This is a genomic window from Micromonospora sp. NPDC049175 (assembly GCF_043197345.1).
Taxonomy (GTDB): Bacteria; Actinomycetota; Actinomycetes; order Mycobacteriales; family Micromonosporaceae; genus Micromonospora.
The window spans coordinates 1,195,271-1,221,810 of sequence record NZ_JBICSY010000001.1; the positions used below are offsets into that span (position 1 = coordinate 1,195,271).

Here is a 26,540-nt window from a genome sequence, read left to right on the forward strand (position 1 = left end):
GTGTACCGCTACCGGATGCCGAATCGGTGTCAGTTCACCTTGTCAGGGCCATCAGGTTCACCCGGTGAGCGAGTTTGTGGTCCATGACCGGGGAGGGGTTGGGCCGTGGAGATGCGCCTGCCGGAGCCGGGTGACGCGCTCACGGGTGTCGAGATGTTCGCTGGTCTGGAGCCCGAGGTGCGGCAGCGCGTCATCGCCGCCGCCGTTCCGCGCACCTACCGCAAGGGGCAGTTGCTCTTCGTGGAGAACGACCCGGGTGAGTCGCTCATCGTGTTGCGCCGCGGTGCGGTGGCCGTCTTCCGCACCGCACCCACGGGTGAGCGGGCCGTCCTGTCGGTGATCCGTCCCCCGGACGTGCTCGGCGAGGTCTCCCTGCTCGACGCGTCCACCCGGTCCGCCTCGGCCGAGGCCATCGAGGACTGCGCGGCGCTCGCGCTCTCGCGCGGCGCGTTCATGGAGCTGGTGCACTCCAACCCGCGCATCCTGGACGCGGTGATGCGGTCGCTGGGCGGGCTGATCCGCCGGCTGACCGAGCAGAACGCCGACCACGTCTTCCTCGACCTGCCGGGTCGGGTGGCCAAGACGCTCGTCCGGTTGGCGGGCGAGAGCCAGGCGCCGATGATCACGATCGAGCTCAACCAGAGTCAACTGGCCGAGATGGCGGGTGGCTCCCGGCAGAGCGTCAACCAGGCGATCGGTTCGTTCGCCAGCCGTGGCTGGCTGCGTACCGAGGGGCGCCGGATCGTGGTGACCGACGTGGCCGCGCTGCGCCGCCGCGCCGGCATGAACGACCGCTGACCCCTCACCCGAGCAGCACGAAACGGCCGGGCCGCCCCGTGGGCGACCCGGCCGTTTCGGCGTCATCGGCGTGGGGTCACGCCCCGGAGCTGCCCGGCCCGGCCCACTTGTCCGGGCCCTTGCCGTCGCCACCCGGGCCGTGGGTCTGCTCGCTGACGATGCCCTCGGCCTGGAGCGTGGCGAGCGTGGCGGCGTCGACGTCCACCGAGTCGCCCGCGGAGTGGCTGACCCCGTTGCCGTCGGTCCAGTCGCTCTCCAGCTTGACGTACACCATTGACCTGTCCCCCTCTGGTCCCTGATCGATATCTGGCCGCCTGAATCTAGTCGGTCAGCACCCTCGGTGACTGTCCACAAGCCAACAGGCCGGTACCTGACAGCGGCCGACTGGGGCGATAATTCTGGGCAGGGGACGCCATGGGCGTCGACCCGTTCACCTCTGGGGGATGTCATCGCCGCGCAGTGTGGACGCTGTGGCCGCACGGCCGCCGACGGGGACCGCTTCTGCGGCGGCTGCGGCGCCGAGCTGGGCGCCGTGTGCCCGCACTGCCTGCGCCCGCTCGCCTCGGACGTCACCTTCTGCACGTCCTGCGGGTCGCCCCGGCCGGGCGCCGACCGACCGGCCACGGTCACCCCGCAGGAGGACCGCCGCCGGGTGAGCGTGCTCTTCGTGGACCTGATCGACTTCACGCCGTACGTCGAGCGCACCGACCCGGAGCAGGTCCGGGGCATGCAGACCGGGTTCTTCTCCGCCGCCCGCCGGGTGGTCGGTCAGTACGGCGGGGTGGTGGAGAAATACATCGGAGACGCGGTGATGGCGCTCTTCGGCGCCCCGATCGCCACCGAGACCGACGCGCTGCGCTGCGTACGGGCCGGTCTGGAGCTGCAACGGGTGCTCACCCGGTTCGCGCCGACCGGCAGCACCGAGATGCGGTTCCGGGTCGGGGTGGCCACCGGCGAGGCGCTTGTCGACGTGGCCGCCGCGCGCGACGGCGGACAGGCCATCGTGGCCGGTGACGTGGTCAACACGGCCTCCCGGATGCAGTCGGTCGCGCCACCCGGTGGGGTGCTGGTCTGCGGCACCACCCACGCGCTCACCAAGGACGCGATCCGCTACGAGGAGCAGCCCCCGGTCACCCTGCGCGGCCGGTCGTCGCCGACCGAGGTGTGGCTCGCCCTGTCCCCGCTGCGTCGCCAACCCACCGACCGGGAACCGGACACCACGCCGCTCGTCGACCGGGAACACGAACTGGGGATGCTCGTCAACGCCCTGCACCGGTCGCTGCGCGACAGGCGACCGCAGGTGGTCACCATCTTCGGCCGGGCCGGCATCGGCAAGAGCCGGCTGCTGCGCGAGCTCTACCTGCACACCGGCCGGCTGGTCGACGAGCCGCTGACCTGGCACACCGGGCGCTGCCCGCCGTTCGGGGAGAACGTCACCTTCGCCGCGCTCGCCGACATCGTGAAGTCCGAGGCCGGCATCCTCGACACCGACCCGGCGACAAGCGCCGCGCAACGGCTGACCGCCGCCGTGGGCGAGCTCATCGGCCCGGGTGAACGGGACCGAGTGGCGGACGCGCTGCGCCCGCTGGTCGGGCTGCCCGGCACGCCGCTGCCGGCCGAGGAGGCGGAGTCGGCGTGGCGTCGCTTCCTGCTGGCGCTTGCCGTCCGGCGTCCCACCGTGCTGGTCTTCGAGGACCTGCACTGGGCCGACGACGCGATGCTGCGCTTCGTGGAGCTGCTCGGGGCGGCGGCCCGTGACGTGCCGCTGCTGCTGCTCTGCACCGCCCGCCCGGAGCTCGTCGACCGGGACCCGAGCTGGGCCGGGTCGATCACCGGCTCGGTGACGATCACCCTGCCGCCACTGCGCGACACCGGCATCGCCGCCCTGTACGCGCACCTGTTCGGCCAGGCCGCGTTCTCCGCCGACATGCTGACCCCGTTGATCGAGGTGGCCGGCGGCAACCCGCTCTACGCCCACGAGTACGTCCGGATGCTGATCGAGCAGGGGGCGCTGCGCCAGTCGGGGCGGGGCTGGTCGCTGGACAAGCAGCTTGAGCTGACCATGCCGGAGAGCGTGCACGCGGTGATCGCCAACCGGGTGGACCTGCTGGACGCCAAGGACCGCGCGGTGCTGCTCGCCGCGTCGGTGGTCGGGGTGCAGTTCTGGCCCGGCGCGGTCGCCGCCGCCCTCGGGCAACAGATCGAGTCGGTCGAGCGTTCGCTGCGCCGACTCGAACAGCGCGACTTCGTGCACGAGCAGGCCGCGTCGACGATGGCCGGGCAGGCCGAGTACCGGTTCCGCCACGTGCTGGTCCGTGACGTCTGCTACCAGCGGTTGCCGCGCACCGAGCGGGTGGCCCGCCACGAGCGGGCCGCCGACTGGCTCGACGCGCTGTCGCACTCCCGCGACACCGACCTGGCCGAGGTGCTCGCCCACCACCGCTGGGCCGCGCACGAGATCGCCCGCTCGCTGGGCATGCAGGTGCAGCGCTACGCCGGGCCGGCGCGGCAGGCGCTGCACCGGGCGGCCCGGCGGGCGTACGCGCTGCACGGGTTGGACGCGGCGGCCAGCCACGCGGGCCGGGCACTCGGCCTGGCCGACGACAGCGACCCGGTGGGCCGGCTCCAGTTGGAGCTGCTGAGCACCGAGATCTCGTTCTACCGGGACGGCAACGCGTTCCTCTCCGGCGGTGGTCCGGAGCAGGTGCACACCCTCGCCGACCGGCTGCTGTCGCACGGCGACAACGCCTGCGCCGCCCGGGCGTGGACGCTGCTCGGCCAGGCCGCCTGGCTGCGGGCCGACCGCGGCGACGCGTTGGCCTGCCTGGACCGCGCGGTGCAGTTGTTCGAGCCACTACCGGACACCCCGCAGAAGGCGGACGCGTACGCCGAGATGGGCCGGCTGCACATGCTCAACTACGAGCGGGACCCGGCCGTGGCGGCGGCGGACACGGCGGCCGAGATCGCCGAGCGGTTGGGCCTGACCGAGACCCGCACCAACGCCCGGATCACCGCGGCCACCGCCCGCTACCAGTCCGGGGACCGGGTCGGCCTGGACGAGCTGCACGCGATCGTCGAGTTCGCCCGCGCCGGTCAACTGCTGGCGCTGCCCCGGGCCACCCAGAACCTCGCCTGGGCGATCCGCGAGGAGGGCGACTGGCTGCGGTCGAACGCCCTGCTCTCGGCCGCGCCGGCGCGGACCGCCAGCGGTCAGACCCTGACCACCAGTTACTCGGCGGAGGCGATGCGCGCCTGGTTCGACGGCGACTTCGGCCGGCTCCTCGCGGCGGCGGAGGCGTTCGTGGACACGCCGACCGGGAGCTGGGACATGCAGGTGCGCGGGTTGCGCTGCTGTCTGCTGGTGCTGCGCGACGACGAGGATCCGGACGACCTGACCGACGCGTTGGACACCGCGCGGCGCAGCGGGTTCCACCGGCTGCTCTGGACGATGCTGAGCATGGCCGCGTTGTGTCGGGCGTTGCAGGGGCGGGACACCGAGGCGGCGGAGCTGATCGAGGAGCTGGACGGGTGCTGGTCGGCGGTGCCGGCCCTGGCCAGCGGTGAGTGGATCGCCGCGGCCGCGTACGCCGCCGCCCTGAGCGGTCGCGACGCGGCCGTGCGGGTCCGCACGATGCTGGGCCGGGTCGGGCACCGCACGCCCTGGTCGGAGGCGGCGTTGCGGACCGTGACGGCGGCCCTGGCCGCGGCGGACGGCGACCACCGCCGCTCCGCCGAGCTGCACCTGGCCGCCGCCGAGACCTACGGGCGGATCCCGGACGTGAGCGACCGGGTGTTGGCGCTCACGCTCGCGGCGGCGGAGCTGACCCGCGCCGGCGACCCGGCGGGCGCACGGGCGACCCGGGCCGAGGTACGCACCTTCGCGCTGCGCAACGACGCCCCCGGCCTGCTCGCCCTGGCCGGGCGGCCGATCAGCCCGACCGGTCCCGCCGTGGCCTGCTGACGCGGACTCAGGCGTCCGGCCGCTTCGGTTGAGGAGGATGCCGCCGTCGGTGGATACAGCGGCGAGTTCACGCAGGAAGACGCCACGGGACCGGCCAGCCAGCGGATGATGATCAGCGTCAGATCCACCCCGACCCCTCGGTGCACTGCTGGCTACTCGCTCCGCCCCTTCTTCCACTGTAGGTACTCGCGGTACAGCTCCTCTTCCCGCCTTCGCATGCGCCGGTGCGGCACCCGGGCCGCAATGAGGAGCACGGCCGCGCCGCCCAGCATCAGGTAGCCGAGGATCCGGTCGCCGGGCTGCACGGGGCCCACGCTGAGCAGCAGACCCAGCAGGGTCGAGCCCAGGCCCAGACAGAACGCGATCCCGGGTGGCGACTGCCGGTATTCGAGGCGGTGACGGTCGGCGAGAGTCTGGAACTGCGGCGGGATGTCCAGTTCCTCGTACTCCCCAGCGGCCACGTGTGCCCCTCAGCTCTCGATCGTTGGCAGCTCAGCAGCGCGGCGCCCGGCGTGTCGGGTCGCTCCGCCGCCAACGATCACCGAGATGGCGCTGTTCGCGCAAGAACGGACAAAGAACCCCGGTCGCGACCTGCGGCGGCAGCCGTGACTTTGGAAGACGCGACACAACGCACTCCCGGAACCATGCCCTGACGTGTCACGATTCAGAGCACGGCGTGCGGACGGGCGTCGAGGGTCGCGCCGTGAGGCGCTTAAGGGGGATGTCCGGGTGTCAGCGGGTGGTGCCCGCCGGGGACGGCGGGACAACGGGCTCGACGCGAACGAGTACGCCGTCGTCGGCGACGTCGATCCGCGCGTCGGCGAGCACCTGCTCGACGTGCTGGCCGCCGGCGGGATCGCCGCCTACCTGCAGCCCTCGGCCGACCTCAACCCGGTCACCCGCACGACCACCGTGCCGGCCCGGCCGGTCGACCGGCTCTACGTCGACCGCTCGCACCTGACCACCGCACGGGACTATCTGACCCAGCTCGCGGACGAGACCACCCCGGAGCAGCCGCCGGCGCGCGACGAACCGGACATCGACGCCGAGTGGGCGCGGATCGTGGCCGGCTTCCACACCTCGTCCACCGTCGGCGACCACCCGTGGCCGGCCGCGGAGGACGTGGACGAACGGGACGCCCGGGACGAGCCGACCGCCGGTCCGCTGGCCCGCGCGGGCACCGACGAGCCCGGTCCGACCGCCACCGACACCCGCCGGCTGCCCTCCGCCACCGACATCTCCGGGATCTCGGTCGGGCGCGGCACCCGGCCGGACGAGCCGTCGCTGCTCGACGGGCTGGACACCTTCGGGGCCAACCTGCCCGACGACGAGGACGACGAGGGTTACCACCCGCCCCCGCCACCGCCGCTGCCGCGGGTCAGCAAGTACGCGGTGGTCGGTGTGCTCGGCGTGGTCCTCGGTTTCGTGCTCTTCCTCTTCCCGTCGCTGATCCCGGTGGACCGCTCGGCGGTCACCCTGTTCGGGTTCACCGGCATCCTGGCCGGTTTCGTCACGCTGATCTGGCGGTTGCGCCCCGGCGACGAGGACGACGACGACCCGGACAACGGCGCCGTCGTCTGATCCTGGCCCGCATCCCGGGACGGCTCCGACCCGCCCGGGGCGTAACAGTGGTGTAACTTACTGTCAGTAGGAATACCGCTGTACGTCACTTCCCCCGCTGACTGACCGGTTTTCCCTTGCTCGTGGCGGTCAGTCCTCTGCTGATCGGAATGCCCGAGATGCGACAGAGTTCTCTCGTGGTGGTGGCCAACCGCCTCCCCATCGACGACAGTCAGGCGCCCGACGGGGCCTGCGAGTGGCGGCGCAGCCCGGGTGGGTTGGTGAGCGCGCTGCACCCGCTCCTGCGACACACCCCGGCGACCTGGGTCGGTTGGGCCGGCGGCACCGGTCCGGCCCCCGCACTACCGGACGTCGACGGGGTCCGGATGCACACCGTCGCGCTCAGCCCGGAAGATCTGCGCGACCACTACGAGGGGTTCGCCAACGCCACCCTCTGGCCGCTCTACCACGACGCCGTCGAGCAGCCGCAGCACCACCGGCGGTGGTGGGAGGCGTACCAGCGGGTCAACCAACGCTTCGCCGAGGCGACCGCCGAGGTCACCGAGCAGGGCGGGGTGGTCTGGATCCAGGACTACCACCTGCAACTGGTCCCCGGTCTGCTGCGCGCGCTCCGTCCGGACCTGCGCATCGGCTTCTTCCTGCACGTGCCGTTCCCGCCGCCGGAGCTGTTCATGCAGTTGCCGCGCCGGGCCGAACTGCTGCGCGGGATGCTCGGCGCGGACCTGGTCGGCTTCCAGCGGGTGCAGGCGGCGCACAACTTCGCCCAACTGGTGACCAGGGTGCTGGATCTGCCGGCCACCGACCGGCGGATCGGCATCGACGACCGGGTCGTCCGCATCGGCGCGTTCCCGGTCTCCATCGACACCGCCGAGATGGGCGCGCTCGCCGCCCGCCCCGACGTGGCCGCCCGAGCCCGCCGCCTACGTCAGGACCTCGGCGACCCCCGGCAGGTCATCCTCAGCGTGGACCGGATGGACTACACGAAGGGCATCGAGCAGCGCCTCAAGGCGTACAGCGAGTTGCTGGCCAGCGGCGACGTCAAGGTCCGCGACACGGTGTTGGTGCAGGTCGCGATGCCGAGCCGCGAGCGCGTCGGCCAGTACCAGATCCTGCGTGAGCGGATCGAGCGCGAGGTGGGCCGGATCAACGGCGAGTTCGGCCGGGTCGGCGAGCCCGCGATCCACTACCTCACCCAGCCCTTCGACCGGGCCGAGTTGGCCGCGCTCTACCGGGTCGCCGACGTGATGGCGGTGACCCCGCTGCGCGACGGCATGAACCTCGTCGCCAAGGAGTACGTGGCCGCCCGGGTGGACGACACGGGCGCCCTGCTGCTCAGCGAGTTCGCCGGCACGGCCGCCGAACTCTCCCAGGCCTACCTGGTCAATCCGCACGACCTGGAGGGACTCAAGCAGGGCCTGTGCGCCGCGCTGCGGGCCAGCCCCGCCGACACCACGCACCGGATGCGAGCCATGCGCGCCCACCTGGAGGAGCACGACATCCGGGCCTGGGCCCGCTCCTACCTGCACGCCCTGGACGAGCGCGGCGCCCTGGTCAGCCGCCTGACCAGCACCGACGCCAGTCCCGACGCCGCCGCCCCGGACGCCACCGACGCCGCTCGAGTGCCGCGACCCGCCACCCCCACCGCCAGCTCGGCCACCCACCCGGCGAGCGGCTGAGCAGCCACCCCCAAGATCGTCGCCGCGCGACCCACCCGCCGGGCCGGCTGGCCGCGCGGCAGCGGGCCGGGCCGGCCGGCCGCGCGACCCACCCGCCGGGCCGGCCGCGCGGCGGCGGCGAGCACCCCGACCGGCGCGCCCGGGGTGCTCAGTGCGCCGTGGGCTCCTTCTCCAGCCAGTCCAGGATCGCGTCGATCGGCTCCGCCCACCGCGCGTCCAGCATCAGGTCGTGGCCCATCCCGGGAAAGAGCAGCGGGGCCGAACCGAAGCGGCGGGCCACCCGGGTCAACGTCGACGCCGGCACCACCCGGTCGTCCGGGCTGCCCAGCACCAGCACCGGTGGGGCGCCCACCGCCGGCTCGGCCTCCGGCTCGCCCAGCAGAGCCCACTGCGCCCGCCGGCCCGCCCGGCCGAGTCGTCCGACGTACCGCCGGGCCTCCTCGTCGGGCAACTCGCGGCTGAACAGCTGCCCCCGGTTGAGCCGCAACGGCCCGCCGAACACCGCCGGCAACGTGCCCCCCGGGTTGCGGCGCAACGCCGCACCCAGCACTCCCCAACCGCCGAAGACCGGCGCCACCAGCACCGCGGCCCGCGCCGGATAGCGGGCCAACGCGTGCGCCACCACCAGAGCCCCGGCGCCGTGCCCCACCAGCACCGCCTGACGCGGCAGGCCCGCGGCCACCTGGACCACGTCGTGCGCGTACGCGCGCAGCGTCGCCTCCGGCGCCGGCTCGCTGCCACCGTGCCCGCGCAGGCTCACCGCGTACGCCGGGAAACCCCGCGCTGCCGCGTGCCCCAGCCAGTGCTCGGCGAACGCCCACGCACCGTGCCCGAAACCGGGGACGAAGAGCAGCGGCACTCGCCCCTCCTCCACCTCGGGGACGGCGCTGAGCACCTCCCGGCGGGCCGGTCGGACCGGACGCGACCACTCCCGGCCCCGCATGATCCGCAGTTCGCTACTCGCGCTCACTTGCCCTCCAGGTCGACCAGGGCGCGTTGGACGGCGCGCAGATAGTCGGCGTGACCGACCTCGAACCAGTGCCGGCTGCTCTCCTTGACCTTCCCGGAGTATCGCTCCCCGGCCCGGTCACGCACCTGGGACGCGAACGCGGCGGCCCGCTCCGGCCGGTCCCGGCGGGCCCGCAGGAGGCGGGCGAAGAGCACCATCTGCCAGTGCGACAGGGTGAACAACCCGGAATCCGGCTGCACCAGGCCGGCGACCGCGAGCGTCGGGTGCCCGGGGGTGAACGCGTTGAGCCACAGCGTGGGCCGGCCCGCCCCGGCGCTGTCGGCGAACACCGACGCGTCCAGGAACTCGAAGCGCGGCAGGTAGCCGGTGGCGAAGACGACCACCTCGGGGTCGATCTCGCGGCCGTCGGCCAGTTCCACGGCGTACGGGTGGAACCGGGCGACGTCCGGCACCGGGCCGATGCCGCCGTGGCCCACGTAGTAGACGAGCTGGCTGTTCGCGATCGGGTGCGTCTCGTACACCCGGTGGTCGGGCTTGGGCAGACCGAAGCGGGTCAGGTCGCCGACTGTCAACCGCAGCGTCCAGTGGTAGAGCCACTGCCGCACCCGCAGTGGCACGCGCAGCGCCAGCAGGCTGTCGTTCACCTGGTCGGCGGGGCGGCCGAGCACGTACTTCGGCGCGTACCAGTAGCCGCGCCGGGTGGAGTGCCAGCAGCGCGACGCCTGCTGGGCGGCCTCGACGGCGATGTCGCAGCCGGTGTTGCCGGCGCCGACCACGAGCACCCGCTTGCCGCGCAACTGCGCCGGGTCCTTGTAGGACGAGGCGTGCATGATCTCGCCCCGGAACTGCTCCAGGCCCTCGTAGCGGGGCAGCTTCGGCGACCAGTTGTGACCGTTGGCGATCACCACGGCGGCGTAGCGGGAGGTGCGCTCCGGGCCGTACCCGCCGGTGGAGCGGGTGGTCACGTCCCACCGGTCGCCCTCGGCGGGTTGGACCCGGATCACCTCGGTGCCGAACCAGATGTGCGAGCGCAGGTCGAAGTGGTCGGCGTACCGCTCGAAGTAGGACAGCAGCTGACTGTGGTGCGGGTAGTCCGGCCAGGAGTCCGGCATCGGGAAGTCCGGGAACTGGGTGAACGGCTTCGACGAGATCAGGTGGGTGCTGGCGTACACCGGGCTGCGGTCGTGCCGCCAGTTCCAGGCGCCGCCGACGCCGGTCTCCCGTTCGTAACAGTCCACGCCGAACCCGTGCTCGCGCAGGTTCTTGATGGCCGTCAGGCCGCTGGCCCCGGCCCCGATGACGCAGACCGTGTCGCCCCGGTCGGAGACCGGGCGACTCTCGCTGTTCGTGGGCGAGGTCGCCTCCGGGTCGGGCCGGCCGTGGTCGGTGGAGGTGGACACCGGGACATCTCCTTTTGGTACGGCAGGCGTGCCGGTCGCCGCGAAATCCTCTCCACTACCGGGCCGGATGTCCAGTCCTGCGCCGGACGCGTCGACTGTCGCGCCGGGTCGGGGTCAGCCGGTGGCGGGCAGCAGCAGGTCGACGAGGACCGGGAAGTGGTCGCTGGCCCGGCGGGTCTGCGCGGTGTCCACGACGTCGTAGTCCACGACCGTGATCCGCGGGTCGACGAAGAGCGCGTCGATGCGTCGGCGCGGGTCGGCGCAGGAGTAGGTGAGTCGCTCGGCCCGGTCGGCGGCCACCGCGGCGTCGGTCAACCCCCGCGACACGGTGGCCCAGGCGGGCCCGTCCGGACCCTCGTTGAGGTCCGCCCCGGCCAGCACCGGGCTGGTCGCCGCGTCCAGGCCGCGCTTGAACTCGGCGGCCTGGGAGGGTCGCTCGGCCGGGTCGGTGGACAGGTGCGAGCCGGCGAGGGTGAACCGGGCGTCGCCGACCCGGCAGTCGGCGTACGCGGCGCCGCGCAGGTGCCGGCCGGGGGTCAGCGGGAAGCGTTGGCACCGGCTGCCCCGCACCTGCACCCGCAGGCTGGTCAGCAGCAGGTTGCCCAGCGCGGGCAGCCCGCCGGCAGCCACCACCAGGCCGAACGACTCGGCAAGCGTGGCGGACTTCTGCCGCCACCGGAACCGGCGCGGCCCCTCCTGCACGATCACCACGTCCGGCCGCGCGGCCCGGACCACCGCCGCCAACGCGGCGGTGTCGTCGCGCTGGCTGTGGATGTTGTACGACACCACGCGCAGCGGCACACCCACCTCCGACCGCCTCAGATCCGGCGGGCGAGGTCGGCGGCGCCGATCACTCCGGCGCTGTTGCCCAGCTCGGCGGGGAGCACCTCGGCCACCGGCAGGCGACCGCGCTGGGCGAGCGCGTCGAGGTACGAGCGGCGCGTCGGGCCGAGCAGCAGCTCACCGGCATCGATCACACCGCCGCCGACCACCAGGGTCTGCGGGTCGAGGATCTGCGCCATGTCGGCGAGGCTGGTGCCCAGCCATCGGCCGATCTGCGCGAACGCCTCGGCGGAGACGGGGTCGCCACCCTGCGCGGCGGCGGTCACCATCGGGCCGGTGATCGCCTCGGCCTCACCGCCGGCCAGGTCGAGCAGCGCGGTGGCCCGGTTGGGCTCCTGCCGGGCGCCGGCGCGGGCGAAGCGCACCAGGGCGCTGCCGCTGGCGTACTGCTCGATGCAGCCGAGCCGGCCGCAGCCGCACTGGTGCCCGTCCGGCACGGCCAGCATGTGGCCCAGCTCGGCGGCGACGCCGTGCGCGCCGCGCATCAGGTCACCGCCGAGGACGATGCCGCCCCCCACGCCGGTGCCGATCGTGAACATGATCATGGAGTCGTCGGCGTCGCGGGCCGCACCGTAGCGGAACTCGGCCCAGGCGGCCACGTTCCCGTCGTTCTCCACGATCACGGGCAGGCCGACGGCCTCGCTGACGTACTCCCGCAGCGGTTCGTCCCGCCAGGCCAGGTTCGGAGCGAAGAGCACGGTCGAGCGGCTGGCGTCGATCCAGCCGGCCGCGCCGATGCCGACGGCCTCGATCGTCCGCCCGGCTGCCAGCTCGCCGACCAGCTCGATGATGACGTCGCGGGTCTTGCCGACGTCATCGGCAGGGGTGTCCCGTCGGGTCTGCACGAGGACCGTGCCGGTGTCGTCCACGACACCGCCGGCCACCTTCGTGCCACCGACGTCGACTCCGATGGTCAGCGTCACCGCTGCCGCTCCCCTCTGCTGTCCGGCCCGTGTCCCGGCGGCATGCCGGTCCGGGTCGGGATGTCCCGCGCTCAGGCGCCGTCGCCCGGAGCCTGCGCCCCGGTGTCGTCCGGCACCCGCGAAGCGGGCACCGCGGGATGAGTGGTCGGTGCCGGTACGGTCGCCGGCCCGGCGTCGTCGACGGGTGGTACGGCGGCCGGGGCGAGTGGGTCCGCCGTCCGGGTGGCGACCGACCAGACATCCCGCTCCGGCGCCGGCTGAGAATCATGCCCGCTGCGGGTGGCATCGCGCCACACGTGTTCGTCGCCGGTCGCGCCGGACCGGTCGGCGGGGGCTGGCTCGGGGGGCACGTCGCCGGTGCTCGCGGCGGGTGCCGACGGTGGCGCGGGGGTCGGCGCGGATGTCGAACCGGAGGGGCTCGTCGGGGACGGTTGCGGCGGGGAGAAGGCGCGGAGCAGGCTGGCGACACCCGCCGCGAGATCACCGGCGCCGGTCGAGAGGCGTTCGGCGAATTCCGGACTCGGGTCGCGTAACGCGGCGATGCCCCGACAGACCGGGCAGACGCAGCATTCGGCCGATCCGGTGGCGAAAGCACCGCCGGCGCCGGGTCGTCCGCCCGGGTCGGCACTGTGACCGAGGACACCGGCCAGCACCCCGCCCAACGAGCCGAACGCGCCGCCCGCCGAGCCGGCGGAGGCCAGTCGCGCCCCCGCGAGCAGGGTGGCGACCAGCCGTTCCGCCTCTTCCCGGGCCGAACCCGGATCCGTTCCGCCCACCGTCGGCTCCTCTACCGTGCCACCGGACCCGTCACTGCGCCGCACCGGTTGCTTCTACCCGGCGCTTGAGCTGCTTCAACGCGGTGTCCATGATCATTTTTTCGGCCTTGCGCCGAAACATCCCGAGCATGCCGACCGACAGGTCGACCTCAAGCGTGTAGGTCACCGTCGTGCTGCCGTCCGGGTTACCCACCAGGTCGTACGAACCACGCTGGGACTTCTGCATCTTCGAGGGAGCGACCAGGTGCCACTCGATCCGGGAGAGGTCCTCGGCGTAGGAGTAGGCGAGCACGTACTCGTCGGCCATCACCCCGGCGTCGATGGTGAAGCGCACCTGGCTGGCGTAGCCGTCCTCGTACTCCTCCACGACCTCGGCGCGGCGGACCGCGTCGGTCCACTCCGGGTAGGCCGCGAAGTCACAGATGACCGCCGTCACCCGATCCGGTGCGGCGCCGATGATGATCGACTGGGTGGAGGAGTCCGCCATGGGGGGAGGCTACCCGGCGGGCAGCGGCTCCACGCCGCGCCGCCCCCGCGCGCCGCCGGGGCCCGCGGGGGCCGGGACAGCGCGGGCCCTAGCAGTGTGCCCGTGCTCACCGGGTAGGTTTCGACACAGCCACCGTCCGTCGGCGGCGCCCCGACCGGCCAGTGCGAGCACGAAGGAGTGCAGGTGCGCGAGTTCTCCGTCCCGCCGATCGTCACCGTTGGCGACGCGGCCAACCTCACCGATCCGGTCTGGGACAACGCCGAGGTCGCGCCCGACGCCGTCCAGTTCGCCCGCCCCACCCCCGGTGCCACGGGCACCGTCACCACCTGGGCCGAGGTGACCTGCCGGCAGTTCCGCGACGAGGTGGCCGCCGTGGCCCGCGGACTGATCGCCGCCGGCATCGAACCCGGTGCCCGCGTCGGGCTGATGAGCCGCACCCGGTACGAGTGGACGCTGCTGGACTACGCCATCTGGACCGTCGGAGCGGTCACCGTGCCGATCTACGAGACGTCCAGCGCCGAACAGGCCGCGTGGATCATCGAGGATTCCAACGCCGTCGCCGTCGTGGTGGAGACCGACGCGCACGCCGCCCTGATCGCCGGCATCCGACACCGGCTGCCCGAGCTGGACCACGTCTGGCAGATCGACCTCGGCGGGGTCGACCAGCTGGTCAGCAGCGGCGCCACGGTCGAGCTGGCCGAGGTCGAGCGGCGACGCAAGGCGGTCGGCGCCGACGACCTGGCCACCATCATCTACACCAGCGGCACCACCGGCCGACCCAAGGGCTGCGTGCTCACCCACCGCAACATGTACGCCGACATCGCCAACGCGGTGCCGGTGCTGCCGAACCTGTTCCACGCCGGCGCGTCCACCCTGCTCTTCCTCCCGCTGGCGCACGCCTTCGCCCGGCTGATCCAGATCGGCGTCGTGCAGGCGCGGGCCACCATGGCCCACTGCGCCGACACCAAGAACCTGGTCGCCGAGTTGCAGGCCTTCCGGCCGACCTTCGTGCTCTCCGTACCCCGGGTGTTCGAGAAGGTCTACAACGCGGCCAAGCAGAAGGCCGAGGCCGACGGCAAGGGCGGCATCTTCGCCCGCGCCGAGCAGGTCGCCATCGCGTACAGCGAGGCTCTGGAGACCCCGGGCGGCCCCGGCCTGGCGTTGCGCGCCCAGCACGTGGTCTTCGACCGGCTGGTCTACGGCAAACTGCGTGCCGCGCTCGGTGGGCGCTGCCGCGACGCCATCTCCGGCGGCGCGCCGCTCGGCGCCCGGCTCGGTCACTTCTTCCGGGGCATCGGCGTGACGGTCCTGGAGGGCTACGGCCTGACCGAGACCTCCCCCGCCGCCGCGGCGAACCTGCCGACCGGCACCCGGATCGGCACCGTCGGCCGCCCACTGCCCGGCGTGACCGTGCGGATCGAGGACGACGGCGAGATCCTGATCTCCGGCGAGCTGGTCTTCCAGGGTTACTGGCACAACGAGGCGGCGACCGCCGAGACACTCAGCACCGACGGGTGGTTCCGGACCGGCGACCTGGGCCAGCTCGACGCCGACGGCTACCTGAGCATCACCGGGCGCAAGAAGGAGCTGATCGTCACCGCCAGCGGCAAGAACGTCGCCCCTGCGGTGCTGGAGGACCTGGTCCGGGCGCACCCGTTGATCAGTCAGTGTGTCGTCATCGGCGACCGCAAGCCGTTCATCGCGGCGCTGGTCACCGTCGACGAGGAGGCGCTGCCGGCCTGGCTGGAGGGCGCCGGGCTGGCCGCCGACACCCCCGTCGAGCAGCTCCGCGAGCACGAGGCCCTGCGCAGGGAGATCCAGACCGCCATCGACACCGCCAACCAGGCGGTCTCCAAGGCCGAGGCGATCAAGATGTTCCGGGTCCTGCCCCACGACTTCACCGAGGCGACCGGCGAACTGACCCCGTCGCTCAAGGTCAAGCGCCAGGTCGTCCACAAGACGTACGCGGCGGACATCGCCGACATCTACCGAGGCTGACTACCATCCGTCACGTGCCCGCATCCACAGCCACCGCACCGCACCCGCATCCCCTCGCCGCGGCCGCCCGCCTGGTGATGCTGGCGTTGGTCGCCGTCCTGACCCTCTTCGCCACCCGCCACGTCACCCAACTCTGGTGGATCGCGCTCCTGGCGGTGGCCGGGCTCCCGTCCCTGCTGGCCCCACAGCACCGGCTGATCGCGCCGCTGAGTCGGGTGGCCGAGGTGGTGGTGCTGGGCCTGGCCGCGAGCCAGGTGGCCGCGGTGGCGTCGATCGGCACCGTCGCCGGGCTCGGCGCCTCGGCGGTGCTGCCCTACCTGGCCGTCCCGGTGACCGTCACCGCGCTGCGCCGTCGCTTCCGCGAGGGCGCCGCCCTGCTCGCGGTCACCGCCGCCACCCTGCTGGTCAGCGGTGCGCTCACCACCGCCGGGGGAGAGCTCCAGCTCGGCCAGCCGGGCTACCTCGCGGTCTGCGCGCAGTGGCTGATCCTGGCGGCGCTGGGCCTCTACGCCGCCGGCACCCTGCACCGGGTGCTCGTGGTCCGCGGTGAGGGCAAACCCCAGCCGTACGCCGAGGCGACCCGACTGCTGACCCAGTTGCGGACGGTGGCCCGACAGTTGCCCGGTGCCACCCTGGACCCGGGTGGCATCTCCGAGCACCTGCTGGAGGAACTGCGCACGGTGGCCAAGGCGGACCGGGGTGCGGTGCTGTCGGCCAGCGGCGGAGGCCGGCTCGTGGTGCTCGCCCAGGCCGGCCTCGACCGGGTGGACTGGGAGACGACGCTGGACGCGGACTCGGCGATCGCCGACGCCTGGGCCAGCCAACAGGCCACGACGGCAGCGCGCTCGCAGTCCCGCTCACACCGGGGCGCGGACGTGTCCGCGCTCATCGTTCCGCTGGTCGCCGGGGTGCGTACGGTCGGGCTCGTGGTGCTGGAGGCGGACACCGCGCACGCGTACCCGCCGCCGGTGGTGTCCCGGGTGACCGCGCTGACCCGCCCGGCCGCGCTGCGGCTGGAGGCGGCGCTGCTCTTCGACGAGGTGCGCTCGCTGGCCACGAACGAGGAACGGCAGCGGCTGGCCCGGGAGATCCACGACGGGGTGGCACAGGAGTTGGTGATGGTCGGCTACGGCATCGACAACGCCATGGCCACCGTCTTCGACAACGCCGACGAGACCGCCGAGGCCCTGCGTACGCTGCGCGGCGAGGTGACCCGGGTGATCACCGAGCTGCGGCTGAGCCTCTTCGAGCTGCGCAGTGAGGTGGACCGGCAGGGTGGGCTGGCCGCGGCCATCGCCGAGTACGCGCGCACCGTGGGCTCGTCCGGCGGGCTGCGGGTGCACCTCTCGCTCGACGAGTCCACCGCCCGGCTGCCGGCCGCCACCGAGGCCGAGTTGCTGCGCATCGCCCAGGAGGCGGTGACCAACGCGCGCAAGCACGCCGGCGCCTCGAATTTGTGGGTCACGTGCGAGGTCGACCCCCCGTACGCGCAAATAGAAGTGTCGGATGACGGTCAGGGGATGGCTGACCAGCGCCCCGACGGACGGTACGGTCTTGCGATCATGGCCGAGAGGGCGGAACGTATCCGGGGCCGGTTGGAGATCAGGCCGCGGCAACCCACCGGCACAACCGTGGCCGTGGTTGTTGGCACCTCGTCCCGCCGAGATAACGTGCGCGACAGCGCAGCACCAGAAGGGGAGTAACCCGAGGATGACCACAAGTCCGACACCGGCCACCCGCACCAAGGTCCTCCTTGTTGACGATCATGACCTGATTCGTAAGGGCCTGCGCCACGCCTTCGAGCGCGACCGGCAGTTCGAGGTCGTCGGTGAGGCCGCCACGGCGGCAGAGGGGGTACGCCAGGCCGGTGCCCTCCAGCCGGATGTGGTGATCATGGATCTGCGGCTGCCCGACGGCAGCGGCCTGGAGGCCACCCGCGCGCTGCGCAAGTCCAGCGCGTCGATGGGCATCGTGGTGCTGACCATGTACGCCGGCGACGACCAGCTCTTCGGTGCCCTGGAGGCGGGTGCGAGTGCCTTCGTACCGAAGACCGCCCCGGCCGACGAGGTGGTGGCCGCCGCGCGGCACGCCGCCTCCTCCCCCAGCGCGTTCACCGCCGCCGACCTGGCCGAGGCGATGAAGCGCCGGCTCGCGCCGTCCGGCCCGCAGTTGTCCCCCCGCGAGGGGCAGGTGCTGCGGCTGCTCGCCGACGGGATGAGCGTGGCCGGCATCGCCAAGCAACTGTTCGTCAGCGAGTCCACGGCCAAGACGCACATCTCGAAGCTCTACGAGAAGCTCGGCGCGGCCAACCGGGCCCAGGCGCTGATGACCGCTCTGCGGCTCGGCCTGCTCGAAGCACCGGACGCGCCGAAGTTCTGACCTGCCCCCGCTCGCACAGCGGGACCTCACGACCGACGGTCCGCGCCGGCTTCGGCCAGCGCGGACCGTCGCGCATTGACCGACGTCGGCGGACAACCTGACGCACGCTATGGTCTGGCGTGCGTGGCGGGTGCACAATACCCGCGCGGGCGACGACGCCCGCGTCGCGAACCGAGGGGTGAATCGCATGCAGCGGCCGGACTGGGCACCCGACACCATCGACATCGAGCGCCCGAGTGTCGCGCGGATGTACGACTACTACCTCGGTGGCTCGCACAACTTCGCCGCGGACCGTGCCGCGGCGCAGGCGATGGTCGCGGCGGTGCCGGAGGCGCCGCTGATGGCCCAGGCCAACCGGGCGTTCCTGCGCCGGGCCGTGCATCACCTCGCCGAGGCCGGGATACGCCAGTTCCTGGACATCGGCTCGGGCATCCCGACCGTCGGCAACGTGCACGAGATCGCCCAGCGGCTCGACCCGCGATCACGTGTGGTCTATGTGGACGTCGACCCGGTGGCGGTGGCGCACAGCCGCGAGATCCTCGCCGGCAACGAACGGGCGGTGGTGGTGCAGGAGGACCTGCGGCACCCGGAGGCGATCCTGGCCCACCCGGATGTCCGCAAGCAGCTCGACCTGAGCCAACCGGTGGCCGTGATGGTCGTGGCCGTCCTGCACTTCGTCTCGGACGACGACCGACCGGCCGAGCTGTTGCGGACGCTGCGCGACGCCCTGGCCCCCGGCAGCTATCTGGTGCTGTCCCAGGCCAGCGACGACGGGCGCAGCGACGACGAACGCGCCGAGGCGGAGCGGGTCTACCGGCGTACCGACAATCCCCTGTGGGTCCGTAGTCGGGCCGAGTTGACCGCGCTCTTCGACGGGTTCGAGCTGCTCGACCCCGGTGTGGTGTGGGTGCCGCAGTGGCGACCGGACACCCCGGAGAGCGCGGAGGACGCCGAGCGCGCGGTCTTCATGGGCGGCGTCGGGCGACTCGGTGGCTGAGTCGCCCGAGGCGGCCTCCCGTCCGGGCACGTTCGCCCGTGCCTGGGCGAAGGCGGTCACCGGCACCAGCTACCTGCCGATGACCCAGGCCCAGCTGGAAGCCATGCTGGACCGGCTCACCGGGCAACTGGCCGGGGCGTTGCTCACGGAGCCGTTCGACCTGCGTGCCGGGCACCGGGTCGGCGCCGAGTTGGTCGCCGCGCACATCGCCTCGGCAGAGGGGCTGGGTCGTACCGTCGAGGTCATCCAGCTTCGGTTGGTGCGCGACCTCGGGTTGGTGGCCGAGGAGGTCGAAGATCGGATGGCCCGGCTGCTGGCGGCCGTGGCGACCGGCTACGCCCGCGCGCTGCGCGACCGCACCCTCGACGAGCAGGAGTCGATCCGCCGGGCCGCCATGCGGGCCCGGACGCAGGCCGAGCGGGCGCTGCGCGCCAGCGAGGCCCGGTTCCGGCACCAGGCCACCCACGACCCGCTCACCGGTCTGCCCAACCGGACGCTGTTCACCGAGCGGCTCACCGCGGCGCTCAACGAGCCCGGCCGGGGCGCGCAGCGGGTCGGGGTGTGCTTCCTCGACCTGGACCGCTTCAAGGTCGTCAACGACACCCTGGGGCACCAGGTCGGTGACCGGCTGCTGGTCACGGTGGCCGAACGGCTGTCCCAGGCCATGGGTGAGCACCTGGTGGCCCGGCTCGGCGGGGACGAGTTCGTCATCCTCGTGCAAAGCACCGGCGGCACCGACGACATGGTGGCGGTGGCCGAGACCGCGCTGGACGCGGTCCGCACACCGGCGCTCGTCGACGGGCACGAGCTGCAGATCTCGGCGAGCATCGGCATCGTCGAGCGGCAGGTGGCCGGGGCCAACCCCACCGACCTGATGCGGGCCGCGGACAGCACCCTGCACTGGGCGAAGTCCGCCGGCGGCGCGCGCTGGGCGCTCTACGACGCCGAGCGCAACCAACGCGAGCTGGCCCGGTACGCGCTCTCCGCGGCGATCCCCGCCGCGCTGGAGCGGGGTGAGTTCTACCTCGACTACCAGCCACTGACCTCACTGCGCGACGGCAGCCTGGTCGGCGTCGAGGCGCTGGTCCGCTGGCGCCACCCGGAGCTGGGGGTGCTGCGTCCGGACAGCTTCATCGGGTTGGCCGAGGAGACCGGCCTGATCATCCAGTTGGGCGGTTGGGTGCTGGCCGAGGCCTGCCGCGAGGCGGAGGCGTGGGCGGCCGGCAGCGTCGCCGCCCCGTTCGTCAGCGTCAACCTGGCGGTGCGGCAGGTGCACCGACCCGGGCTGGTGCAGGAGGTTCGGGCGCTCCTGCGGCAGACCGGCCTGCCGCCGGAACGGCTGCAACTGGAGATCACCGAAAGCACGATGATGAGCACCGCCGAGGAGCCGGTCCGCGCGTTGCGGGTGCTGGCCGACCTCGGGGTGCGGATCGCCATCGACGACTTCGGCACCGGCTACAGCAACCTGGCCTATCTACGGGACCTACCGGTGACCGAACTGAAGGTCGCCGGGGAGTTCGTCGCCGGCCTGCGGTCCCCCTCGGTCGGCCGCACCGACGAGCGGATCCTCGCCTCGCTGGTCTCGCTCGCGCACGCGTTGGACCTGACGGTCACCGCCGAGGGCGTGGAGACCGCCGGGCAGGCCGAGCGGCTACGGGCGATCGGCTGCGACGCCGGCCAGGGCTGGCACTTCGGCCGCCCGGCCCCCGCCGATCGGATCCTGGCCCGCATCCGCTGAGCGTCCGGGGCCCCACACCCCTCCCGACGTCACCGGGCCGACCGTCGGCGCCACGCCGCGCGCTCAACCGTCGAGCAGCGCCCGCATCCGTTCCGCCTGCGCCTCCCAGCGCCACTCCCGCTCCACCCAGGCCCGGCCGGCAGCGCCCAGTTGGCGGGCCAGGTCCCGATCGGCGAGCAGTCGGGCCACCCGGTCGGCGAGCTGGGCCACGTCGCGCCCGCGTACGACGTAACCGGTCTCCCCCTCACGGACCGCGTCCGGTGCGCCCCCGGAGTCACCGGCCACCACCGGCAGGCCGGTCGCGGACGCCTCCAGGTAGACGATGCCCAGCCCCTCCACGTCGAGGCCCCGGTTGCGGGTGCGACACGGCATGGCGTAGACGTCGCCGGCCGCGTAGTGCGCCGGCAACTCGGCCGACGGCACCGAGCCGGTGAACACCACGTCCCGTTCCACACCCGTCTGGCGGGCCAGCTTCTCCAGCGTCGCCCGGTACGGCCCACCGCCGACGATCAGCAGCGCCGCCTCGGGCACCCGGCGGCGGATCTCCGGGAGCGCCCGGATCAGCATGTCCTGGCCCTTGCGCGGCACCAGCCGGGACACACAGACCACCACCGGGCGGTCGGTCAACCCGAGCCGGGCCCGGACCTGCTCGCCGTCCACGGTTGGGTGGTAGGTGTCCACGTCGACCCCGGGGGCGAGCCGGCGCAGCTCGGTCACCCCGTCCAGCACGCGGGCCAGTCGACTGCGGGTGTACTCGCCGAGATAGGTGGTGACATCCACACCCCGACCGATGCGCCGCAGCGCCGGCCGGGCGGCCGGCAGCGCCGCCCAACCAACCTCGTGGCCGTGGGTCTGCGCCACCACCCGGCGTACGCCGGCCCGCCGACGCAGGCCGGCGGCGAGCAGCCCCAACGGGGCCGCCGCGCCGAACCACACCGTGTCGCAGTCGTACGCGCGCGCCAACCGCGCCGCCCTGCGGGCGATCAACGGGGTGGGCAACAGCACCCGGGTGCGCTCCCGGATCACCTCGAACGGCTGGTCGGCGTCGAACTTCTCGGCCCCACGCCAGCTCGACGCGTAGACGACCACCGAGCCGGCCGGTTGCCGCACCGCGAGGTTGTGCACGAAGGACTGGATGCCGCCCGGGCGGGGCGGAAAATCGTTTGTGATCAGCAGCGTGCGGCTCATCGGCCGGCCTCCCGGGCGTACGCGCGGGCGGCGGCCATCCGCTCGACTGTGGACGGGTGCGAGGCCGAGTAGAGGTATTCCCAGCGTGGTGGATCGGGGTCGCCGAGGTTGACCGACCCGAGCCGGCGCTGCATCGACTCGAACGCCTGCGGGTCACCTGTCAGCGCGAGCGCGTGCGCGTCGGCCCGAGCCTCCACCCGTCGCGACATCAGCGCCTGCACCGGCGCGGCGACCAGCCCGGCCACCGTGACGAGCGCCAGCAGTAACGGAAAGGCGCGTGGTTGGGCGACCGAGTCGACGCCGGCCAGCCGCAGCAGCGGCGCCCACGAGCCGAGCAGGTAGAGCGCCACCACGGCGGCGGCGGTACCCAGCGCCCCGGTCAACGTGCCCACCGTCACGTCGGAGTCCTTCGCGTGCCCCAACTCGTGCGCCACCACGGCGGTCACCTCGGCCGGGGTCGCCTCGCGCAGCAGGGTGTCGTAGACGACGACCCGCCGGGTCGGTCCGAGACCGGAGACGTACGCGTTCACCGCCTTGGTGCGCCGGGACGCGTCGGCGACCAGCACGTCGCGCACCGGCACCCCGTCGCGAGCGGCCATGCTCATCAGCTCGGTACGCAGCGGGCCCTGGTCCATCGGGGTGAACTTGTTGAAGACCGGCTCCACAAGCACCGGCAGCACGAACGACAGCAGCACCACGAGCAGAGCGGCACCCGCCGCGCCGAACGCCCACCACCAGCGCGGCGCGAACCGGATCACCGCGTAGAAGCCGACAAGCGCCACCGCCCCGATCACCGCGCTGACCGCGTACGACTTGAGCAGGTCGACCGCCCAGCCACTCCAGCCGTTGGTGCTCAACCCGTAGCGGGTGAGCACGCTCTGGCGCCAGGCGGCGAACGGCAACGTCACCAGGTCGGCGACGAGCATCACGGCCAGCCCGCCGAGCACCGCCTGCGCGATCCAGTGCCCCCCGAACGGCCGGCCCACCAGCTCGACCAGGCGACCGCCCAGCGGGGTCAGCCCGAGCGCGAGGGCGACGAGCAGCCCCACGGCGAGCGCGGTGTAACCGCCGGGACGCAGCGCGGCCCGGAACTCCCGCCCCTTGGCCACCTGCTCGGCCGGCAGGTCACCCAGCGCGGCGAGCTGGTCGGCCCGCGGGGCCGGCGGTCGGTGCCACGGGATGAACAGCGCGGCGGTCACGACCAGCGCGATGGTCAACCCGGCCAGTGTCAGCAACGCCCACCCGCGCGGGGTCAACGGGACACCGCCGCGTCGCCGCTACCGCACGCGGAGCCGTCCCACGCGGAGCCGCCTGACAGAGCGCCGCCGCAGGCCGCGCCGACGAGCGTGGCTCCGACGAGCCCGTCGTCGTTCCGTCGTATCCCGCTCATCGCGCCGCTCCTCCCGCCGTGACCGCTCATCCTATGGTCCGCGAGAAGGCCACTTTCGGGCGCGGTGTGGCGCTCAGGCGATCCGGCGGACGGCACGGGGGCGAGCCGCGCTGGGGCGCGCGGGCGCGGCCAGCACCTCCACGTCGAAGCCGGCCCGGGCGAGCACCTCGATGGCCTCGACCTCGGCGGCGACCAGCCCGGCCGCCGGGGACGTCTCGTCGAACAGGGCGGTCAGCGGGCAGCCGGAACATCCGTCGGCCCGCCTCGCGCACCCGTCACAGTCGATGAGCATCGCGCCTCCTGATCGGCTCGCGGTGCCGGCTCACGTCTTGTCGTCGTCAACCGAGCACCATCGGTGACATCGACGCTAACCACCGGGTACGACAGAAACCACGTCCGACCGTCCGTTTGGGGGAGAGATCGACTCCAGTTCAGCGAAATCGGGCCATCCCGACCGCCCGGACCCCCCGATCTCGTGCCGATCGGACGGCGGCGCCGTTGCGATGTCCTCCTACCGTGAGGTCGTGACAACGGGGGTGGGTGGGTGACCGACGAAGATGGCCACCCTTCGCCGGAGCAGCCGGGCGGCGAGGTGCTGCCGCGCCGCCACAGCCGGGCGGCGAAAAGACCGATCATCGCGGTGGTGGGGATCGCCTGCGCGTTCGCCGTGGTGATCGGACTGATCGCGTGGGGGGCGCGTGGTGACACCGTCGGCGCCGTCTCGGGCAAGGAGGAGACCTCCACGTCCGTCTGCAACCGCAAGGGCCAGATGTGCCGCCTGCGGACCTGCTACCGGATCACCTACGTCACCGACAGCGGCCGGAGCAGGAACTCCTGCGTGCCGAAGACCCGGTACGACACGATCCGCATCGGCGACCGCTTCTCGGACTAGCGCGCATATCGCACGCGCGCCACGTCCTCGGCGGTCAGCGGTGATCGGCCGGATCGCCCGTCCCGCCGCCGCGCTCCTGCGCGTCGAGGTCGCGCAGCGCGAAGCGAAGGTGCTGCCACTCCTCGTCGAAGATCACGTGGAGGCAGTGCAGGACTGTCACCTGCTGCTCGGGCCACCAGGCGGCTGGCCGGGGCTCGGCGAGCAGGTCCGGCGTGACGGCCGCGACGAAGTCGCGCACCATCGCCTGCCGCTCGGCCCGCACCTTCAGGGTCTCGGCGAACGTTGGCTGCTCCTTGGCGAAGACCGACATGTCGAAGCCGTCGGTCTCGTACTCGACGTTGGGCTGGCCGAGCGCGTGGAACGGGTGCGGCAGGCGCAGGATCGCCTTGCCCAGCCAGGCGTCGGCGGCGAACGCGAGATGGCGCAGTGTCTGCGCGAACGACCACTCCCCGTCGATCGGGACGTCGGCCGCGCCGGCTGGCATGGACCGGACCCGGTCGACCGCGGACGCCCAGGCCTCCTCGAGCGCCGTCCACGCCAGGCGGAGGCCGTCCGGGTCCGTGGCCTGCCTGAGCTCACGCCCGGGGAACCGCCTGTTGAGCTCCGCCTCGACGAGCGGCGCGACATCGACGCCGTTGATCAGAAGCGTGCCCTCGGCGAGCCACGGCGCGTCGATGTCCACACCGTTCACATCGACGCCGCGCATCACCGCGCCGGCCAACGTCGATCTGTTGAACCGGGCACCTCGCAGGTCTCTGTCGACGAAGACCTTGACGTTGTCCGGGGTCATGGCGACCTCCTCCCGTCGGCGACAGCGGCAACGCTAGCCCTCGCGTACGACAGGAAGGCGGTTCGACCGCTCGGCCAAGGGCGAGATCGACTCGATGTGCATGACATCGGGCCGTCCCACCGGTCGGACACCCCGACATCATGGAACCCGTGTCGATCACGACGCCCGCGGACGGCGTCAGGAGCGGGCGAGTCGCCGCAGCAGCGAGTCGGCGCCCAGCGGGTAGGCGCCGTGCCGGCGTACCCCGTCGGCGACCTCGCGGTCGGACGAGACCACCACCACCGGACGCCCCGCCGGCTCGGCGCGGACCAGCCGCCGGATCAGCTCGTCGGCGGTCTCGCCCTTGCGGGAGAAGAGCACCCGTACGCCGCGCGGCGCGGGCGGCAGCCCGTGCATCCGCTCGGCGCCGTCGAAGACCACGGTGACCTCGTCACCGGTCTGCGCGGCGATCCCGCCCAGCCCGGTGATCAGGCGTTTGCGCTGCTGTTCCAGGGACATCTCGCCGAAGCCGCGCTTGGTGACGTTGTAGCCGTCCACCACCAGGTGCGCCCGGGGCAGGGCGAGCAGCTGGTCGAGTCGAGCCGGGTCGTCGGTGTCGCGGGCACGTGCGGCGGGGCTGGCCGGAGCGGTGCCGGGCTGCTCGGCGAACGCGTCGGCGACGAAGTCGGCGGGCAGTTTGTCGACCGGGTCGAGCGCCAGCTCGCGGCGCAGCCCGACGGCGGCCTGGCCGATGGTTTCCAGCAGCAACCAGAGCCGGGCGTCGTCGACCGAGCGGGACTCCTTGGCGCTGGCCCGGGCCATTCCGGCGGCGGCCTCCGCCTCCGCCAGTCGGGCGCGGGCGCGGCGCAGCTCGGCGTCGACGTCGGCACTGGCGCGCGCGGCCCGGCCGCGCTCGGTGGCCAGCAGTTCGCTGGCCTTGCGCTCGCGGGCCTGGGTCTCGCGGAGGGTGCGGGCGACCTGCCGGGACTCCTCCCGGAGCTGACCCAGCTCCTCCCGGACGCGGGCCAGCTCGTCGCGCAGCTTCTCCGCCTCGACCCGGGCCACCGCCCGGTCGTGTTCGGCGCGGGTGGCCCGCTGCTCGGCCTCGCGGACCAGCTCGGCGACGACCGCGCTGTCCGCCTCGGCACGCACGGCGGCACCGCTGGCGTCGATCAGCTCCCGCCAGCCGCGGGGTCGGGCCAGGTAGGCGAGCGCGGCGACCTCGACCGGGTCGGCGGCGGCGGGCGCGGTGCCCTCGACGACGGCGGCCCCGAGGTCGCCGGCGTCGGCCAGGACCCGGGCGGTGACCCGCTGCCGGAACAGCGGGTCGGCGGTGAGCTGGGCGGCGATGGCCGGCGCGCCGAGCCGGGCCCGCCGGTTCGGGGCGAACTTGGCCACCCGACGCAACGGCACCGGCACCTCGTCGGCGGGCAGGGTGGGCAGCACCGCGGCGGTCAGCGCCACGATCCGCTGCCGGACCGGCTCGGGCAGCGTCGGCTCCGGCTCGCCAGCCGCGCCGTCGCCCGCCGCCGTCGGCTCGGATGCGTCGGATGTCGCGCTGACTACGTTGTCGTCCGGGTTGCCCGTCGCACCGTCGAGCGCGACCGGATCCTCCTGCGGGAGGTGGTCGTCGGACGGCTCGGTGAGGGGCATGTGGCAAGTCTCCCACCGCGACCGGGCCCACCGCCCGGTGAGTGAGCCGATCTCTCATCCTAGCCCCATGGTGACTGGTGAGACGGCTGCGACGGGAGTGTCGGACCGGCGCGCTAGCGTG

At 73.2% G+C, this 26,540-nt stretch carries 23 protein-coding genes; 10 read left to right on the forward strand and 13 right to left on the reverse strand.

All coding sequences use genetic code 11. From position 1 onward, the window contains the following. Positions 1 to 105 precede the first annotated feature (105 nt). Positions 106 to 798, forward strand: coding sequence for a Crp/Fnr family transcriptional regulator (locus ACGFH8_RS05025; RefSeq protein WP_007463121.1), 693 nt, complete (start codon positions 106 to 108; stop codon positions 796 to 798). A gap of 76 nt (positions 799 to 874) precedes the next feature. Here ACGFH8_RS05025 and ACGFH8_RS05030 read toward each other — a convergent pair whose 3' ends face one another. Beyond that, a complete protein-coding gene (locus ACGFH8_RS05030; protein WP_393363505.1) occupies positions 875 to 1,072 on the reverse strand; it encodes a hypothetical protein in 198 nt (65 codons plus the stop codon). 162 nt (positions 1,073 to 1,234) lie between these two features. On the opposite strand from ACGFH8_RS05030, the gene ACGFH8_RS05035 reads away from it, so the two are divergent. Beyond that, positions 1,235 to 4,759, forward strand: coding sequence for an adenylate/guanylate cyclase domain-containing protein (locus tag ACGFH8_RS05035; RefSeq protein ID WP_393364518.1), 3,525 nt, complete (start codon positions 1,235 to 1,237; stop codon positions 4,757 to 4,759). A 152-nt stretch (positions 4,760 to 4,911) separates the two neighbouring features. Here the strand turns inward: ACGFH8_RS05035 and ACGFH8_RS05040 are convergent, their stop codons facing one another. Then, complete coding sequence (locus ACGFH8_RS05040) at positions 4,912 to 5,220, reverse strand: hypothetical protein (RefSeq protein WP_393363507.1); 309 nt, start codon at positions 5,218 to 5,220, stop codon at positions 4,912 to 4,914. 268 nt (positions 5,221 to 5,488) lie between these two features. Here ACGFH8_RS05040 and ACGFH8_RS05045 point away from each other — a divergent pair, with 268 nt between their 5' ends. Both ACGFH8_RS05045 and ACGFH8_RS05050 read left to right on the forward strand, forming a co-directional pair. Further along, positions 5,489 to 6,340, forward strand: a complete 852-nt coding sequence (locus tag ACGFH8_RS05045; RefSeq protein ID WP_393363510.1) for a DUF308 domain-containing protein — start codon at positions 5,489 to 5,491, stop codon at positions 6,338 to 6,340. Positions 6,341 to 6,498: 158 nt separating this feature from the next. Next, a complete protein-coding gene (locus ACGFH8_RS05050) occupies positions 6,499 to 8,016 on the forward strand; it encodes a trehalose-6-phosphate synthase (protein ID WP_393363513.1) in 1,518 nt (505 codons plus the stop codon). Between the two features lie 148 nt (positions 8,017 to 8,164). Here ACGFH8_RS05050 and ACGFH8_RS05055 read toward each other — a convergent pair whose 3' ends face one another. The 6 genes from ACGFH8_RS05055 to ACGFH8_RS05080 all read right to left on the reverse strand — a co-directional run bounded on the left by ACGFH8_RS05055 (position 8,165) and on the right by ACGFH8_RS05080 (position 13,415). Beyond that, on the reverse strand, positions 8,165 to 8,959 hold the full coding sequence (locus tag ACGFH8_RS05055; protein ID WP_393364520.1) for an alpha/beta hydrolase: 795 nt from the start codon (positions 8,957 to 8,959) through the stop codon (positions 8,165 to 8,167). A 23-nt stretch (positions 8,960 to 8,982) separates the two neighbouring features. After that, positions 8,983 to 10,386, reverse strand: a complete 1,404-nt coding sequence (locus tag ACGFH8_RS05060; protein WP_393363516.1) for a flavin-containing monooxygenase — start codon at positions 10,384 to 10,386, stop codon at positions 8,983 to 8,985. A 114-nt stretch (positions 10,387 to 10,500) separates the two neighbouring features. After that, positions 10,501 to 11,187 (reverse strand): endonuclease/exonuclease/phosphatase family protein, encoded by a 687-nt coding sequence (locus tag ACGFH8_RS05065; protein ID WP_393363519.1) that lies wholly within the window; start codon positions 11,185 to 11,187, stop codon positions 10,501 to 10,503. Positions 11,188 to 11,204: 17 nt separating this feature from the next. Then, positions 11,205 to 12,152 carry an ROK family glucokinase gene (locus ACGFH8_RS05070; RefSeq protein ID WP_393363522.1) on the reverse strand — a complete coding sequence of 316 codons (948 nt, stop codon included), beginning with the start codon at positions 12,150 to 12,152 and terminating at the stop codon, positions 11,205 to 11,207. 71 nt (positions 12,153 to 12,223) lie between these two features. After that, positions 12,224 to 12,928: a hypothetical protein gene (locus tag ACGFH8_RS05075; protein WP_393363525.1), complete on the reverse strand. Its 705-nt coding sequence runs from the start codon at positions 12,926 to 12,928 to the stop codon at positions 12,224 to 12,226. A gap of 31 nt (positions 12,929 to 12,959) precedes the next feature. Beyond that, positions 12,960 to 13,415 carry an SRPBCC family protein gene (locus ACGFH8_RS05080; protein ID WP_393363527.1) on the reverse strand — a complete coding sequence of 152 codons (456 nt, stop codon included), beginning with the start codon at positions 13,413 to 13,415 and terminating at the stop codon, positions 12,960 to 12,962. A 183-nt stretch (positions 13,416 to 13,598) separates the two neighbouring features. Here ACGFH8_RS05080 and ACGFH8_RS05085 point away from each other — a divergent pair, with 183 nt between their 5' ends. From ACGFH8_RS05085 to ACGFH8_RS05105, 5 genes are all read left to right on the forward strand, one after another. Further along, on the forward strand, positions 13,599 to 15,413 hold the full coding sequence (locus ACGFH8_RS05085; protein ID WP_393363530.1) for an AMP-dependent synthetase/ligase: 1,815 nt from the start codon (positions 13,599 to 13,601) through the stop codon (positions 15,411 to 15,413). A 14-nt stretch (positions 15,414 to 15,427) separates the two neighbouring features. Continuing rightward, positions 15,428 to 17,116: a GAF domain-containing sensor histidine kinase gene (locus ACGFH8_RS05090; protein WP_393363533.1), complete on the forward strand. Its 1,689-nt coding sequence runs from the start codon at positions 15,428 to 15,430 to the stop codon at positions 17,114 to 17,116. Positions 17,117 to 17,123: 7 nt separating this feature from the next. Further along, positions 17,124 to 17,792 (forward strand): response regulator transcription factor, encoded by a 669-nt coding sequence (locus tag ACGFH8_RS05095; protein ID WP_007072219.1) that lies wholly within the window; start codon positions 17,124 to 17,126, stop codon positions 17,790 to 17,792. A 187-nt stretch (positions 17,793 to 17,979) separates the two neighbouring features. Further along, positions 17,980 to 18,789, forward strand: a complete 810-nt coding sequence (locus ACGFH8_RS05100; RefSeq protein WP_393363536.1) for an SAM-dependent methyltransferase — start codon at positions 17,980 to 17,982, stop codon at positions 18,787 to 18,789. 79 nt (positions 18,790 to 18,868) lie between these two features. Then, the gene (locus ACGFH8_RS05105; protein WP_393364523.1) at positions 18,869 to 20,527 is read left to right on the forward strand and encodes a putative bifunctional diguanylate cyclase/phosphodiesterase; all 1,659 of its coding nucleotides are present in this window, start codon (positions 18,869 to 18,871) and stop codon (positions 20,525 to 20,527) included. A 63-nt stretch (positions 20,528 to 20,590) separates the two neighbouring features. Here the strand turns inward: ACGFH8_RS05105 and ACGFH8_RS05110 are convergent, their stop codons facing one another. From ACGFH8_RS05110 to ACGFH8_RS05120, 3 genes are all read right to left on the reverse strand, one after another. Then, positions 20,591 to 21,715, reverse strand: coding sequence for a glycosyltransferase family 4 protein (locus ACGFH8_RS05110; RefSeq protein WP_393363539.1), 1,125 nt, complete (start codon positions 21,713 to 21,715; stop codon positions 20,591 to 20,593). Next, positions 21,712 to 22,971: a M48 family metallopeptidase gene (locus ACGFH8_RS05115; RefSeq protein ID WP_393363542.1), complete on the reverse strand. Its 1,260-nt coding sequence runs from the start codon at positions 22,969 to 22,971 to the stop codon at positions 21,712 to 21,714. The genes ACGFH8_RS05110 and ACGFH8_RS05115 overlap by 4 nt, the downstream gene beginning before the upstream one ends. Positions 22,972 to 23,178: 207 nt before the next feature. Continuing rightward, on the reverse strand, positions 23,179 to 23,397 hold the full coding sequence (locus ACGFH8_RS05120; protein WP_393363545.1) for a hypothetical protein: 219 nt from the start codon (positions 23,395 to 23,397) through the stop codon (positions 23,179 to 23,181). Positions 23,398 to 23,649: 252 nt separating this feature from the next. Here ACGFH8_RS05120 and ACGFH8_RS05125 point away from each other — a divergent pair, with 252 nt between their 5' ends. Further along, positions 23,650 to 23,997: a hypothetical protein gene (locus ACGFH8_RS05125; RefSeq protein ID WP_393363548.1), complete on the forward strand. Its 348-nt coding sequence runs from the start codon at positions 23,650 to 23,652 to the stop codon at positions 23,995 to 23,997. 34 nt (positions 23,998 to 24,031) lie between these two features. On the opposite strand, the gene ACGFH8_RS05130 is transcribed toward ACGFH8_RS05125, so the two are convergent. Further along, entirely contained in the window at positions 24,032 to 24,787 is a 756-nt protein-coding gene (locus tag ACGFH8_RS05130; protein WP_393363551.1) for a DinB family protein, read from the reverse strand. A 177-nt stretch (positions 24,788 to 24,964) separates the two neighbouring features. Then, the gene (locus ACGFH8_RS05135; RefSeq protein WP_393363554.1) at positions 24,965 to 26,419 is read right to left on the reverse strand and encodes an NYN domain-containing protein; all 1,455 of its coding nucleotides are present in this window, start codon (positions 26,417 to 26,419) and stop codon (positions 24,965 to 24,967) included. Positions 26,420 to 26,540: the final 121 nt, after the last annotated feature.